This is a genomic window from Pannonibacter indicus (genome assembly GCF_001418225.1).
In the GTDB taxonomy this organism is placed as follows: Bacteria; Pseudomonadota; Alphaproteobacteria; order Rhizobiales; family Stappiaceae; genus Pannonibacter; species Pannonibacter indicus.
On sequence record NZ_LIPT01000003.1, the window covers coordinates 39,364 to 53,150 of the forward strand.

Below are 13,787 nucleotides of genomic sequence, written 5' to 3' on the forward strand. Positions count from 1 at the left end.
GTCAGGATCAGAGGGTCTGGTTGTAGGCACCCACTTCCGGGTTCTCGCGCAGCACGGCATCCACGGCCTTGAACATCTCGTGCAGGCGGGCTTCGGAAGCCGGGCTTTCCACCACCACCACAAGCTCGGGCTTGTTGGAAGAGGCGCGGACGAGGCCCCAGGTGCCGTCTTCCGTCACGACGCGCACGCCGTTGACGGTGATGAGATCGGTGATGGCCTGTCCGGCCACCTTCTCACCGGCGGCCTGCATGGCCTGGAAGCGGGCAACCACCTTGTCGACGATGCCGTATTTGATCTCGTCTGCGCAATGCGGCGCCATGGTGGGCGAGCCCCAGGTCTTCGGCAGGGCGCGGCGCAGGTCGGCCATGGACTTGTCCGGGTTGCGGTCCAGCATGTCGAGGATCGCGATGGCCGAGACGAGGCCGTCGTCATAGCCGCGGCCGATCGGCGCGTTGAAGAAGTAGTGGCCGGATTTCTCAAAGCCAACGATCGCACCCAGTTCCGTCACGCGGCGCTTGATGTAGGAATGGCCGGTCTTGAAGTAGTCGGTCACCGCACCATTGGCCTTCAGCACCGGGTCGGTGTGGAACAGGCCGGTGGACTTCACATCCACCACGAACTTCGAATTCGGGTAGAGCGAGGAAATGTCGCGGGCGAGCATCACGCCCACCTTGTCGGCGAAGATCTCTTCACCTTCATTGTCCACCACGCCGCAGCGGTCACCATCGCCGTCAAAGCCGAGGCCAACGTCTGCACCGGTCTCCAGAACCTTGTCGCGCAGGGCATGAAGCATCTTCATGTCTTCGGGGTTCGGATTGTAGTTCGGGAAGGTGTGGTCGAGGTCAGCGTCCAGCGGAATGACTTCCGCGCCCAGCATTTCCAGAACACGCGGGGCGAAGGCACCAGCCGTGCCGTTGCCGCAGGCCGCCACGACCTTGATCGGGCGCTTCAGCTTGGCGCGGTCCGTCAGGTCCTTGATGTAAACCTCCGCGAAATTGTCGACATAGCGGTAGGACCCGGAGCCCTTTGTGACAAAGGCGGAGTTCAGCACGATGTCCTTCAGGCGGCCCATCTCTTCCGGACCGAATGTCAGCGGGCGGTTGACGCCCATCTTCACGCCGGTCCAGCCATTGTCATTGTGCGAGGCGGTGATCATGGCAACGGCCGGCACGTCCAGCGCGAACTGGGCGAAATAGGCCATCGGCGACAGGGCAAGGCCGATGTCATGCACGTTGATGCCCACAGCCATCAGGCCGTTGATGACCGCCATCTTGATGGAAGCGGAATAGCCGCGGAAGTCATGGCCGGCGACGATATCCGGACGGATGCCGCGCTCATGCATCAGGGTGCCGATCCCCATGCCGAGGGCCTGCATGCCCATCAGGTTGATTTCCTTCTCGAACAGCCAGCGCGCGTCGTATTCGCGGAAGCCGGTGGGCTTGACCATCGGCTTGGATTCGTAGGCGTAGGTATTCGACTTCAGAAATGCTTCGGGTTTGGGAAACATGATGAACCTCGCAAAAGCTTGTGCCGGAAAAGACTAACGAAATGAGGGATGTCCGAGCAGCTGGACATTATTGAACCAGAAGCATCGTGTCACCAGAAATGTCAAATCGTTTGAACCGGCGCAGTGCTGACATGCCAAGCAGTGGTGTCGACAATGAGGCATCGGGAATGACCACTGCATCCACATCCCGAAGATAAAGAGGGCCCAGCTCCAGGGTTTCGATCTTCACCGGCGCAGCGGCGATGATGCCGTTGGCGGTGTTGATCCGGGCGGTGAAGTCCTTGTCCTCCGGCCTTATCCCGGCGCGGCGGGCGTCAGACTGGGGCAAGGCGACGAGCGTAGCGCCTGTGTCCACCATCATCTTCAACGTCCGGCCGTTGATGCGGGTTCCCGCGATGAAGTGGCCGTTGGGCTCTGCCTTCAGTTTCAGGCTGCCGCCTGTGGCCTGAGCGGCTTGCCCTGCTGCGGGTGAGGGGGCTTGCGCTTGCGTCCAGCGTTCCACCAGCCCCGGCACGAAAGGCACCAGCGCTGCAAGCAGAACGAGGATGACGAGATAACGCAGCATGACCTTGCCGGACACACGGAGGATTGACGGGTGATCCTTGTCACATCCGGCTTAGCATCCGGTGAACGGGATCAGCTGCGGCTGACCTCAAGCGTTGCGGCGAGCTGGCGGATCGCGGCGGCATCGGGTGCGCTGCCCTGCGCGCCATTGGCGGTGCAGGCAAGGCTTCCGGCGGCAACGCCGAAGGCGAGCGCCGCCCCCAGTTCATCGCCCCGGTCAAGCGCCGCGGCAAAGGCGCCGCAGAAGGCATCGCCTGCGCCGGTTGTATCCACCACACGCACCTTCGGCGTGGGCACGCTGTAAAGCGCGGTGCCGTCATGGGCGATGACGCCCTTGGCGCCCAGCGTCACCACCGCGAGCCGTGCCGTGCCAAGGCGGCCTTCCGCAACGGTGCGCACGAAGGCCTCCGGTTCGCCCGGCAAGCCGAGCTTTGTGGCGATTTCCATCGCCTCGCTCTCATTGGCGATGACGATATCGCTGAGGCTGGCCAGCTCGCTGACGGCCGGATCTCCGGCGGGAGCGGTGTTGAGGATCACCGTTGCGCCTGCCTCGCGTGCGGCGGCGATGGCTGCGCGGATTTCAGCGGCAGGCGTTTCCATCTGCATCAGCAGGAGGGAGCCTTGAGGCAGCTTGCCCTTCAGCCAGCTGGCGGACACGCGGGCGTTGACGCCGCTGGCGACGATGATGAGGTTCTCGCCGCTGGCCTCGACGCCGATCATGGCAATGCCGGTCGCCCCATCGAGGCGGCGCACGCCGGACAGATCGACTCCGGCGGCTTGCAGATTGGCAAGGGCAGGGGCGGCGAAGACATCCGTTCCCACCGCAGCGGTCATGGCGACGTCCGCTCCGGCGCGGCGGGCGGCCAGCGCCTGGTTGGCGCCCTTACCGCCGGGAAAGTTCTGATGGTCCGGTCCGGCTGCCGTTTCACCCGGCAGTGGCAGGCGCTCGACCACCGCCACGAGATCAAGATTGATGGACCCGAAGACGGTGATCATGCGGGGCTGCTCCTGCCGGTGTCTGTCTTACTTCGTGCCGTACATGCGGTCGCCCGCATCGCCAAGGCCGGGGACGATGTAGCCGTGGTCGTTCAGCTTGGCATCGATGGAGGCGGTATAGACCGGCACGTCCGGATGGGCGGCGATGAACTTGGCAACGCCTTCCGGGGCTGCCAGCAGGCAGAGGAAGCGGATGTTGTTGGCGCCGCGGGCCTTCAGTTTCTCGACAGCGGCAATGGCCGAATTGGCGGTGGCCAGCATCGGGTCGACGACGATCACGAGGCGCTCGCTCAGATCTTCCGGGGCCTTGAAGTAGTATTCCACCGGCGTCAGGGTTTCCGGGTCGCGGTAGAGGCCGACATGGGCAACGCGGGCGGAGGGCACCAGATCCAGCATGCCTTCCAGCAGGCCGTTGCCGGCGCGCAGGATCGAGGCAAAGACGAGCTTCTTGCCCGCCAGCGTGGGGGCCTGCATCTCGCAGATCGGGGTTTCGATGGTGATCTGCGTCAGCGGCAGGTCGCGGGTCACCTCATAGCATAGCAGGGTCGAGATTTCGCGCAGCAGGCGGCGGAAGCCCTGAGTGGAGGTGGCCTTGTTGCGCATGATCGTGAGCTTGTGCTGGACCAGCGGATGATCAACTACGATGGCTCCGGACATGTCTGCCTGTCTCCTGTTCTTGCGGCTTTCCGCCGGTGTGTCTTCTGATGTCTCTGTCTTTTCCTATGCACCGAAGAGCGCTCAAAAAACAGTCCCGGCGGCGGCAATTTTGCCGAAGTCCTCAACAGCTGCCGGGTTTTCCCGCAAAAGCATGGCAGCAAGCGGCAAGGTGCCCGCTTCCTCGATGCAGGTCAGCGGCAGGTCTCCGTCCGCCGTTTCCAGAATGTTCCGGACCTTGTTTGCCAGCTCAAGGGTCAGCGCTCCGGCAAGGCCGCGCAGCATGGCCGCCTGCACCCGGGCATCGCCGTCCTGCAGGGCGAAGGAAATAACGCCGCTTGCCAGCATGAGTTGCACATGCGCGGTGTCCGTAGGCCCACCGGGGGCATCAAGGTCCAGCGGGGCAATGCCGGCCCAGGCAAGCGGCTCGACGAGAGAGAGCGCCAGAAACCTTGCCCGCTCATGCAGCGGCAGAAGAGGCTCGCCAGCCATGTGGCCCTCGAGCGCCGGCACGCGGACCGTATCGCCCAGCGGCACGCCGTTGAGGCTTTCGGAGCCCTCCCACAGCGGCACCAGCCCTTCCAGCACAAGCGCGAAGATCCGCGCAAGGCTCAGGCTGCCATCTTCCTGCCCTTCATCGAACAGCACGTCGAACAGCCCGCCGGGCCTTGGTTCGTCATCGCGGGCAAAGAGATCGGGCCGCATGCCTGCAAGTTCCCCCAGCCGGTGCAGGCGGGCGGCGAGAGCGGCCGCATGGTCCCCATCCACCTGCAGGGCGCGGGCCAGCTCTTGCGTTTCCACCCGGATCAGCGCATGGGCATCGGCGCGGATGGGATCGGCGGGCACGGCGGAGAAAAGCCCGCTGGCGAAAGCGGAGAGGGTGGCTGCCGTCATGCCTTCAGCACCTGCAAGCCTCTCTCCGGTGAAAGGGTCATCGAACCGCCAGCCCGGATCCGCAGGCGGCGTCATCAGCACCGCGGTGATGGCCGCATCAAAGGCGGCGCGGCCCATCATCCGCACATCGGGAAAGGCACGCGCACCGGCAATCATGCCCCAGCGGTCTTCTCCGCCTGCCTCCGCCAGCCGCCACAGGGTGTGCGGGGCCAGCCCGGCTTCCGGCGCCGCAGCGCGCAGGATCGAAGCCACCTGCTGAGCCAGTGGCTCCAGCTTGCCCTCATCCAGACGGATGCCGGCAAGCGCAGTCTGTCTGGCGAGATCCAGCAGGCGGGCGGCACCTTCGCGCAAGGCTTGCGCAGTAAGCAGGCTGATGGCCTCGGAGGGTGTTTCGGGGGCGGCGGGCGTTGTCATCGGCTTTGCGTCCTTTCGATGGAACGCTCTGGTCTTACAGACGTTGGGCCTTCAGGTCATGCCAGATTACAGGGGAGGGGGCTGTCATGTTGCTGCCGTGAAATCATGAACGGTTGATAAACCAGCCTCATGCACGATCTGGGACAAGCTTGTCTTGTCGTCTGACCTCTGTCTCGGGCAGCATGAGCCACGCTCCTCACGCCAAACGCGCGGCTGAGGCCGCAAAAACGATCACTGCTGCTGTCCGGATTTCTTCATGTCGACCGTGTTTTCCATCGCCGCTCTTCTTCTCGGTTCCGGCCTCTTGCTGATGGCCGGCGGGCTGCACGGCCTGCTGCTGCCTGTGCGCGGCCTTGCCGAAGGCTTCTCCGACACGTCTCTCGGCATGCTGGGTGCTGGCTGGGCGGCGGGCTATATCGCCGGCTGCCTGCTGGTGCCGATGATCGTGAAGCGCGTCGGGCATATCCGCACCTTTGGCGTGATGGCTTCCATTGCCGCCATCTCCATGCTGCTGAACCTGTTGTTCATGATGCCGGAAGTCTGGATTCCGCTGCGCGCGCTCACGGGCTTCTGCTTCGCAGGCGGCGCCATGATCGTGGAAAGCTGGCTCAACGAGCGCGCCAACAACAAGACGCGCGGGCGGGTCTTCGGCATTTACACCATGATCAACCTGGGCTCGACCACGATCGGCCAGATGCTTCTGACGCTTGGTGATCCCACCGGCTTTGTCTTCTTCGTTGTGGGTTCCATCATCTATTCCCTGTCGCTGCTGCCCACAGCCCTTTCCACCGCCGCAACCCCTGCGCCGCTGACGCAGGCAAGGCTGGACCCGCGCAAGCTCTGGAAAAACTCGCCGGTTGCCGTGGTCGCCGTTGTCCTCACCGGCATTTCCAACGGCGCCTTCGGCACGCTGGGCGCGGTCTATGGGCGGCGCATCGGCCTTGAGGTGGGTGATGTCGCCATCATGATGTCCCTGTCGCTGCTGATCGGAGCCCTCATTCAGGTGCCGGTGGGCATGGTGTCAGACCGGATCGACCGACGCGCCGTGCTGATCGGCATGGGGCTGGTCGCCATGGTGGTGGAAATTGTCCTGTCGCTGCTCTCCGCGCCCGGCAGCACCACGGTGATCATCTTTGTCTCGCTCTTCGGCGGCATGATCTATTCCATGTATCCGGTCATTGTCGCCCATGCCAATGACCATGCGGCGCCGGGGGAATTCCTCAAGACCAGCGGCGGGCTGCTGATGCTCTATGGCGTGGGCACCATGATCGGCCCCATCGCGGCGGCCGCGCTCATGTCGGCCACCTCGCCGTCGGCCCTGTTCCATGTGACGGCGGGCGCGCATCTGCTGATGGTGCTCTTCACCCTCTGGCGGATGACCCAGCGGGCAAGCCTCAGTGTCGCCGAGAAGTCGGACTTCGTGCCGGTGCTCACCACCGGGCGTCTCTCCACCCCGGAAACCGCCGCCATGGACCCGCGCTCGGACGAGGAGCAGCAGAAAAAGGAAGCTGCGGCCTGAGGGGGCGGCAGTCTCTCGATACAGCCGATACCCTCGCCGCCGTCATCCCGGACCTCCGCTTCGCTGCGTCCGGGGGGCGTCTGGCAGGGTTTGCCAGCGGTTTGATTTCCGGCATGACATACCCCATTCCCGCAAGCACTCAGCCAAGCTTCTGGTTGTCCACCCTGGCCAGCAGCCGTTCCTTGGTCGCCTTGTCGCAGAAGGCGGCTTCGATGGCGGTGCGGGTGAAGACGCGCAGGTCTTCCTGGGTCCAGCCGAAGGTCTTGGCCGTCAAGCTGTATTCCCGCCCCAGCGTGGTGCGGAAGAAAGGAGGATCATCCGAATTGAGGGTGATGCGCACGCCCGCCCGGCGCAGCAGGTTGACCGGGTGGAAGCGCAGCACCGGGTAAAGCCCCAGCGCCGCATTCGAGCCGGGGCAGACCTCCAGTACGATCCGTTCCGCTGCCAGCCGGTCCACCAATGCAGGGCTTTCGATGGCCCGCACCCCATGGCCGATGCGCCGCACGCGCAGGAAATCGAGCGCCGCGCTGATGCTCTCCGGTCCGCCGAATTCGCCCGCATGGGCGGTCAGGCCCAGCCCGGCTTCCCCGGCCATGCGGAAGGCACGGGCGAAATTGGCCGGATGGCCCTCGCGCTCGTCGCCTGCAAGGCCGAAGCCGGTGACCAGCGGATGCGGATTGGAGACGACCTCCTTCGCCACCCGCTCCACCGAGGCCGCACCGAAGTGGCGGACGCCAACGGCGATCATCCGGCCTTCGATGCCGGTCTCCGCCTTGGCCCGCTCAAGGCCTGCCGCCAGTCCTTCCACATAGGACCGGTAGGAGAGGCCCGCCGAAGTGGCATGGTCGGGGGAAATGAAGATTTCGCCGTAGATGGCCCCTTCGGCGGCCAGCATGCGGAAATAGGTTTCGCTCAGCTGCGCATAGTCGCCGGGGCGGCGGAAGACGGAACTGGCGAGGTCATAGGCGGACAGGAAGGTGGTGAAGTCGCTCCAGCGGTACTGACCCTTGGCGTCGATGATCGAGGAAACGTCGATCTCCTCGCGTTTTGCGATCTTCTGAACGAGTGCGGGCGGGGCTGCCCCTTCGATATGGCAGTGCAATTCCGCCTTGAGCACCTGCTCCTGCACTGCCATGGGCCGCCCGTCCTTCCCTGAAAGCTGCCTGCCGGATCCTTTTCATGACCCGGCTCAATCACTGACAAAGTTGTTCCCGCCGCCGCACGCTGCGTCAAGAAGAAGCGGCGCATGGACGCCGCTTCCCGGTGGAAAGTCAGGCGCTCAGGAAGCTGCGGCCATGGCGCCCGGAGGCAATGCCCAGATGCTCCGCGATGGTCTCGCCGATATCCGCATAGGTGCCGCGTCCGCCGATGCTGCGGCCGCCGATGCCAGGAGCAAAGCCCAGAACCGGCACATGCTCGCGCGTATGGTCCGTGCCGCGCCATGTAGGGTCGCAGCCATGGTCGGCAGTCAGCAGCAGCAGGTCGCCGTCCTTGAGCTTTGCCATCAGCTCCGGCAGGCGCCGGTCGAACTCTTCCAGCGCTGCCGCATAGCCCGGCACATCGCGGCGGTGGCCATAAAGGGAATCGAAGTCGATCAGGTTGGTGAAGACGAGATCGCCATCCTCCGCCATGTCCATGGCTTCCAGCGTCTTGTCGAGAAGCTGGCCGTTGCCTGCGCCCTTCAGCACCTTGGTGACGCCCTGATGGGCGAAGATGTCGGAGATCTTGCCCACACCGATGACTGTACGCCCTTCGGCGGTCAGCCGGTCCAGAAGGGTGGGTTCGGGCGGCAGAACCGAGTAGTCGCGCCGGTTGGCTGTGCGCACGAAATCCGCGGCGCTTGTGCCGGTGAAGGGCCGGGCGATGACGCGGCCGATGTTGTAAGGGTCCGCATGCTTACGGGTCACCTCGCACAGGGCATAGAGCCTTTCGAGGCCGAAGGCCTCTTCATGGGCGGCGATCTGCACCACGGAATCTGCTGATGTGTAGAAGATCGGCTTGCCAGTGCGCAGGTGCTCCTCGCCCAGTTCCGCAATGACCTCCGTGCCGGAAGCATGCTTGTCGCCGATGATGCCGGGAATGCCTGTTTCCGCGACAATGGCGGCGATCATCTCCGCGGGGAAGGTGGGGATGGTGGCCGGGAAATAGCCCCAGTCGAACGCGACGGGCACGCCCGCGATTTCCCAGTGGCCGGACGGGGTGTCTTTGCCGTTGGACACTTCCGCCGCATAGCCCCACAGACCCGTGGGGGCAGGGTCCGGCGCAAGGCCGGGCAGGGTCTTGCCGGTGGACAGTGTGGCGGCAGCGCCAAGGCCGAGGCGGTTCATGTTGGGCAGATGCAGCGGCCCGCTCCGCAGGCCCGGCTTGTCACCTTCTCCGGCCGCACAGCGCTGCGCGATATGGCCCAGCGTGTCGGAGCCCTCATCGCCGAAGCGGGCGGCATCCTGCGCACCGCCGATGCCAAAACTGTCGAGCACAACGAGAATGGCGCGAGGCATGCTCTGTTTCCTTTTGTCCCGAGGCGTGACGCCTCTGATCTCATTTCACGGCAGCTCTTGCGGCTGCTTGCCGTTTGGCCGGAAGGAGGTGGCCTGATCAGACCTGCCCAGCCCCCAAACCCCCTCTCCATGAGGCGGGCTGTGTCCGCATCGGACGCAGCCAGGAGAAGGAATGGACTCTCCTTTTGCCGCAGTGCCCCTCTCCCCCCTTGAGGGGGAGATGTCTGCGCGAGCAGACAGAGGGGGTTACAGCGCTTCGGCAGAGCACCATCTCTCTCACAATCGGACAGTCAGTTACCCCCCCTCTGCCCCCTGCCGGCGGCATCTCCCCCTCAAGGGGGGAGAGGAGTTGGAGCCTCACTGGCAGTCCGTATAGACAGCGCACCTCACGGCGCGATTGCATTCTTGCTTTGTATCGCGCTCAAGGCGCGATACGGGCAGCCACGATCGGGTGGTCCTCGACGCTGGCGGCATCGCCGATGCGATAGGCGGCATTGAGGGCTTCGGTTGCGCGGCGGGCGGCGTCTTCGGTGGCGGCATGGACGATGGCAAGCGGCGCATCCGCACCCACCCGGTGACCGATACCGGCCAGTTCCGTGAAGCCGACGGACGGGTCAATCACATCGGCCGCGATACGGCGTCCGCCGCCCAGTTCCACTACGGCAACGCCGATGGCACGGGCGTCAACGCCGGTGACAACGCCCGGCTCCTTGGCATAGACCGGAGCAATGACGGGCGCCTTGGCGAGATAAAGCTCGCTCTTTTCCATGAAGTCCGCCGGGCCGCCGAGGGCGGTGACCATCTCGGCGAATTTCTCTGCCGCACGGCCGCTTTCAAAGGCGGCGCGCATCAGATCACAGCCTTCCTGGGCGCTTTCAGCAATGCCGCCGGTCGCCAGCAGCTCGCCGCCCTGTGCGACGGTCACGTCCCACAGGCGGCTGTCGATGGAGGTGCCCTTCAGGAAATCGACCGCATTCTGCATTTCCACTGCATTGCCGGCGGCAGAAGCAAGGGATTCGTTCATGTCCGTCAGCAGGGCGGTGGTCTTGAGGCCTGCGCCATTGGCGACGCGCACGAGGCTTTCGGCAAGCGCCCTGGCCTCTTCGAAGCTCTGCATGAAGGCGCCTGTGCCCCATTTCACGTCGAGCACGAGGCCTTGCAGACCCGCCGCCAGCTTCTTGGACAGGATTGAGGCGGTGATGAGATCGATGCTCTCCACCGTGCCCGTCACATCGCGGATGGCGTAGAAGCGCTTGTCGGCCGGGGCAAGGTCGCTGGTCTGGCCGATGACGGCGCAGCCCACTTCCTTCACCACCTTGCGGAACAGGGTGTTGTCCGGCTGGGTCTTGTAGCCGGGGATGCTGTCGAACTTGTCGAGCGTGCCGCCGGTGTGGCCAAGGCCGCGCCCGGAGATCATCGGCACGGCCGCGCCGCAGGCTGCAAGGGCAGGGGCCAGCATCAGCGAGACGTTGTCGCCAACGCCGCCGGTCGAGTGCTTGTCCAGAACCGGCGCGTCCACATCGGACCAGTCCAGCACGGTGCCGCTGTCACGCATGGCCAGCGTCAGGGAAACGCGCTCGTCGATGGTCAGGCGGCGGAAGAAGATCGCCATGGCCAGCGCCGAAACCTGCCCCTCGCTGACGCTGCCATCGGCAAGGCCCTTGACGAAGAAGCCGATTTCCTCTGGCGTCAGCTGGCCGCCGTCACGCTTTTTGCGGATGAGTTCCTGTGCCAGCATGTCAGTATCCTTCGCGCGCGCTGCCTGCGCCGCCCTTGATCACGTCAATCAGTGCATCCAGCAGCCCGCTGGCGCCGAAGCGGAATGTGGCCGAGGAGACCCAGTTGGGGCCCAGAATCCGGTCGGCCAGCGCCAGATAGGCTGCAGCCTCGTCCAGCGTGCGGATGCCGCCTGCGGGCTTGAAGCCCACCTGACGGCCCGGCTGTTCGGCGCGCACCTCGTCGATCACCGTCAGCATGATTTCGGCAGCTTCCAGCGTCGCGTTCACCTTCACCTTGCCGGTGGAGGTCTTGATGAAATCGGCACCTGCTGCAATCGCCACAAGCGAGGCCTGATGGATCAGCAGCGGATCGCCGATCTCGCCGGTTTCCAGAATGACCTTCAGCTGCACCGGGGCCGGAATGGCGGCCCTGACGCGGATGATCATCTCTTCGGCAAAGCCGCGGCGGCCTTCCACGAAGGCGCGGTAGGGCATCACGAGGTCGATCTCGTCCGCGCCATCGGCAATTGCTTTCGCCGTCTCTTCCACCACGGCACGGGTGTCCGTGCCGCCTGCGGGGAAGTTGACGACGGTTGCGACCTTCACCGGCGTACCGGCCAGCTTTGCCTTCGCCTGCGCGACGAAGGCGGGATAGACGCAGACGGCGGCCACATGGCCATGCCCGGTCACGGCGCGGGCGCAGAGCGCATCAATGTCGGCGGCGGTGCAGCCGTCATTCAGGTTCGTCAGATCGACAAGGGCGAGAGCCCGGGCGGCGAGTTCCGCCTTGCTGGCTGCATCAGCCATGGGAAACCTCCTTCACGAAGCCGCGTACGAGCTTCTTCATGCGCGCAAGGCCGAGTTTGGCGACGGACTTTGTCTCGTCGTGGGACAGGCCATGGGCCTGCATGCCTGCGCCCAGATTGGTGATGATCGACATGGCGGCGACGCGCATGCCGAGGAAGCGGGCGAGGATCACCTCCGGCACGGTGGACATGCCGACGGCATCAGCACCCAGAAGGCGCGCCATGCGGATTTCTGCCGGGGTCTCGAAGGACGGGCCGGAGAACCACATGTAGACGCCTTCCGCCAGCGCATGGCCATCGGCCTTGGCGGCGCGGTGCATGGCGGCCTGCAGGTCCTTGTCATAGGCGGCGGTCATGTCGAGGAAGCGCTTTTCGTCTTCCTCGCCGATCAGCGGGTTGAGGCCGGACCAGTTGATGTGGTCGGTGATCAGCATCGGGCTGCCCGGCTGCACCTCCTCACGCAGGGACCCGGCGGCGTTGGTCGCCAGCAGGATCTCGCAGCCGAGCGCCTTCAGAGTTTCGACCGGAGTGCGCATGATGGAGGGATTACCGCTCTCATAATAGTGGGCGCGGCCCGAGAGGATCACCACCGGCACGCCTTCCAGCTCGCCTGCCACCAGCTCGCTGCCGTGGGAGGAAACGGTGGAGACCGGAAAGCCCGGAAGCTTGCTGTAGGGAATGCGCACCGCATTCTCCATCTCGCCCGCCAGTTCGCCGAGCCCGGAGCCCAGGATCATGCCGATGCGGTAGCTGCCCGGGCGGGCGGCGCGGACGATTTCCGCGCAGTCATTGCCATAGCTGCTCATGGCGTTCGTCCCTTGTGTTGTTCTGTTTCAGCCTTGAGGGTCCGCTTCAGTCGAGAAGCTGGAAACCGGCGGGCAGCAATTCGTCGATGGTGAAGGTGCGGCGGATGCCGTCGAGATTGGCGATGTGAACCCTGACGGAACCGGCTGCGAATTCCTTCAGCTTCTGCCGGCAGCCGCCGCAGGGCGTGCAAAGGGCGGCATCGGCGATGACGGCCACTTCCTCGATCTGCTGCTGACCGGCCAGAACCATGGCGGAAATCGCACCGGCTTCGGCACAGACGCCCTGCGGATAGGCGGCATTTTCCACGTTGCAGCCTGGATAGATCTTGCCGTCGGCGGCAAGGATCGCCGCGCCGACCTTGAAGTTCGAGTACCGGGCATAGGCGTTTTCGCGGGCGGCCTTTGCCGCCTCGAAGAGCTTGTCCACCGCGCTCATGTGCGCTCCTTCAGATAGGGGATGCCGCTAGCCTTGGGCGGAATGGCCTTGCCGATGAAGCCCGCCAGCAGGATGACCGTGAGAATATAGGGAAGGGCCTGGAACACCTGCACCGGCACCTCACCGATGCCCGGGACCTGCTGGCCCTGAAGCCGGATGGCCATGGCATCGAGGAAGCCGAAGAGGAGGCAGGCGTAGAGGGCATTCACCGGCTTCCACTTGGCAAAGATCAGGGCCGCCAGCGCGATGTAGCCGCGCCCGGCGGTCATGTCCTTGATGAAGCCGGAGGATTGGGCAATCGCCAGATAGCTGCCTGCCAGGCCGCAGAGCAGCCCGCACATAACCACTGCCCGGTAGCGCAGGAAAGTGACGGAGATGCCCGCCGTGTCCACCGCCGCCGGGTTTTCGCCAACGGCGCGCAGGCGCAGGCCGAAGCGGGTGCGGTAGAGCACCCACCATGTGGCCGGAACGGCAAGGAAGGCAATGTAGACGAGGATGTTGTGGCCCGAAATCAGCTCGAAATAGATATAGCCGATGATGGGCACGTCCTTGACGGCAGTGGCAAAGGGCAGCTCGATTTCCAGAAAACGCCCGCCGCCAGACAGGGACGGCGTGCGCCCGCCCTGATTGAACCAGGCCTGCCCCAGAAGGGCCGTCAACCCGGCCGCCAGGAAGTTGATGGCAACGCCGGAGACGATCTGGTTGCCCCGGTTGGTGATCGAGGCAAAGCCGTGCAGCAGCGCGAGGCCAACCGCGACAACAATGCCCGCGCCAAGCCCGGCCCAGGCATTGCCGGTGATGAAGGCAACGGAGGCTGCGCCAAAGGCGGCGCCCAGCATCTTGCCCTCAAGGCCGATGTCGACGATACCCGAGCGTTCCGAATAAAGTCCGGCAAGGCAGGCCAGCAGCAGCGGCGCTGACAGGCGGACGGTGGAATCGAGGATGAGGATCAGGGTCTCGAACATGGCTCGTTCT

13 protein-coding genes are annotated in these 13,787 nt (G+C 64.8%); 1 reads left to right on the plus strand and 12 read right to left on the minus strand.

Annotated features, from left to right (window positions below; all coding sequences use genetic code 11):
* Nucleotides 1-7: 7 nt before the first annotated feature.
* The 5 genes from ASC48_RS05980 to ASC48_RS06000 form a co-directional block, all read right to left on the minus strand.
* On the minus strand, nt 8-1,507 hold the full coding sequence (locus ASC48_RS05980; protein ID WP_055454894.1) for a phosphomannomutase/phosphoglucomutase: 1,500 nt from the start codon (nt 1,505-1,507) through the stop codon (nt 8-10).
* 67 nt (nt 1,508-1,574) lie between these two features.
* Nucleotides 1,575-2,072 (minus strand): retropepsin-like aspartic protease family protein, encoded by a 498-nt coding sequence (locus ASC48_RS05985; protein WP_072242559.1) that lies wholly within the window; start codon nt 2,070-2,072, stop codon nt 1,575-1,577.
* 71 nt (nt 2,073-2,143) lie between these two features.
* Nucleotides 2,144-3,067, minus strand: a complete 924-nt coding sequence (locus ASC48_RS05990) for a ribokinase (protein ID WP_055454896.1) — start codon at nt 3,065-3,067, stop codon at nt 2,144-2,146.
* Nucleotides 3,068-3,094: 27 nt separating this feature from the next.
* Nucleotides 3,095-3,724: a uracil phosphoribosyltransferase gene (gene upp, locus ASC48_RS05995; protein WP_055454897.1), complete on the minus strand. Its 630-nt coding sequence runs from the start codon at nt 3,722-3,724 to the stop codon at nt 3,095-3,097.
* 81 nt (nt 3,725-3,805) lie between these two features.
* Complete coding sequence (locus tag ASC48_RS06000; RefSeq protein WP_055454898.1) at nt 3,806-5,029, minus strand: DUF1688 family protein; 1,224 nt, start codon at nt 5,027-5,029, stop codon at nt 3,806-3,808.
* Nucleotides 5,030-5,285: 256 nt separating this feature from the next.
* On the opposite strand from ASC48_RS06000, the gene ASC48_RS06005 reads away from it, so the two are divergent.
* A complete protein-coding gene (locus tag ASC48_RS06005) occupies nt 5,286-6,548 on the plus strand; it encodes an MFS transporter (protein ID WP_055454899.1) in 1,263 nt (420 codons plus the stop codon).
* A 139-nt stretch (nt 6,549-6,687) separates the two neighbouring features.
* Here ASC48_RS06005 and ASC48_RS06010 read toward each other — a convergent pair whose 3' ends face one another.
* The 7 genes from ASC48_RS06010 to ASC48_RS06040 form a co-directional block, all read right to left on the minus strand.
* Nucleotides 6,688-7,683: an adenosine deaminase gene (locus tag ASC48_RS06010; protein WP_055454900.1), complete on the minus strand. Its 996-nt coding sequence runs from the start codon at nt 7,681-7,683 to the stop codon at nt 6,688-6,690.
* 136 nt (nt 7,684-7,819) lie between these two features.
* Nucleotides 7,820-9,046: a phosphopentomutase gene (locus tag ASC48_RS06015; protein ID WP_055454901.1), complete on the minus strand. Its 1,227-nt coding sequence runs from the start codon at nt 9,044-9,046 to the stop codon at nt 7,820-7,822.
* Nucleotides 9,047-9,467: 421 nt separating this feature from the next.
* Nucleotides 9,468-10,784, minus strand: a complete 1,317-nt coding sequence (gene deoA, locus ASC48_RS06020; RefSeq protein ID WP_055454902.1) for a thymidine phosphorylase — start codon at nt 10,782-10,784, stop codon at nt 9,468-9,470.
* 1 nt (nt 10,785) lies between these two features.
* A complete protein-coding gene (gene deoC / locus ASC48_RS06025; protein ID WP_055454903.1) occupies nt 10,786-11,571 on the minus strand; it encodes a deoxyribose-phosphate aldolase in 786 nt (261 codons plus the stop codon).
* The gene (locus ASC48_RS06030) at nt 11,564-12,376 is read right to left on the minus strand and encodes a purine-nucleoside phosphorylase (protein ID WP_055454904.1); all 813 of its coding nucleotides are present in this window, start codon (nt 12,374-12,376) and stop codon (nt 11,564-11,566) included. The genes deoC and ASC48_RS06030 overlap by 8 nt, the downstream gene beginning before the upstream one ends.
* Nucleotides 12,377-12,422: 46 nt before the next feature.
* Nucleotides 12,423-12,812 (minus strand): cytidine deaminase, encoded by a 390-nt coding sequence (gene cdd / locus ASC48_RS06035; protein WP_055454905.1) that lies wholly within the window; start codon nt 12,810-12,812, stop codon nt 12,423-12,425.
* Entirely contained in the window at nt 12,809-13,777 is a 969-nt protein-coding gene (locus tag ASC48_RS06040) for an ABC transporter permease (protein ID WP_055454906.1), read from the minus strand. Before ASC48_RS06040 ends, cdd begins: the two co-directional genes overlap by 4 nt.
* Nucleotides 13,778-13,787: the final 10 nt, after the last annotated feature.

Excerpts from the sequence above, each read along its gene's own strand:
- ASC48_RS06005 (WP_055454899.1), top strand. The coding sequence starts at position 5,286 with ATGTCGACCGTGTTTTCCATCGCCGCTCTTCTTCTCGGTTCCGGCCTC.
- cdd (WP_055454905.1), bottom strand. The coding sequence starts at position 12,812 with ATGAGCGCGGTGGACAAGCTCTTCGAGGCGGCAAAGGCCGCCCGCGAA.
- deoA (WP_055454902.1), bottom strand. The coding sequence starts at position 10,784 with ATGCTGGCACAGGAACTCATCCGCAAAAAGCGTGACGGCGGCCAGCTG.
- ASC48_RS06000 (WP_055454898.1), bottom strand. The coding sequence starts at position 5,029 with ATGACAACGCCCGCCGCCCCCGAAACACCCTCCGAGGCCATCAGCCTG.
- upp (WP_055454897.1), bottom strand. The coding sequence starts at position 3,724 with ATGTCCGGAGCCATCGTAGTTGATCATCCGCTGGTCCAGCACAAGCTC.
- ASC48_RS06010 (WP_055454900.1), bottom strand. The coding sequence starts at position 7,683 with ATGGCAGTGCAGGAGCAGGTGCTCAAGGCGGAATTGCACTGCCATATC.
- ASC48_RS06015 (WP_055454901.1), bottom strand. The coding sequence starts at position 9,046 with ATGCCTCGCGCCATTCTCGTTGTGCTCGACAGTTTTGGCATCGGCGGT.
- deoC (WP_055454903.1), bottom strand. The coding sequence starts at position 11,571 with ATGGCTGATGCAGCCAGCAAGGCGGAACTCGCCGCCCGGGCTCTCGCC.
- ASC48_RS06030 (WP_055454904.1), bottom strand. The coding sequence starts at position 12,376 with ATGAGCAGCTATGGCAATGACTGCGCGGAAATCGTCCGCGCCGCCCGC.
- ASC48_RS06040 (WP_055454906.1), bottom strand. The coding sequence starts at position 13,777 with ATGTTCGAGACCCTGATCCTCATCCTCGATTCCACCGTCCGCCTGTCA.
- ASC48_RS05980 (WP_055454894.1), bottom strand. The coding sequence starts at position 1,507 with ATGTTTCCCAAACCCGAAGCATTTCTGAAGTCGAATACCTACGCCTAC.
- ASC48_RS05985 (WP_072242559.1), bottom strand. The coding sequence starts at position 2,072 with ATGCTGCGTTATCTCGTCATCCTCGTTCTGCTTGCAGCGCTGGTGCCT.
- ASC48_RS05990 (WP_055454896.1), bottom strand. The coding sequence starts at position 3,067 with ATGATCACCGTCTTCGGGTCCATCAATCTTGATCTCGTGGCGGTGGTC.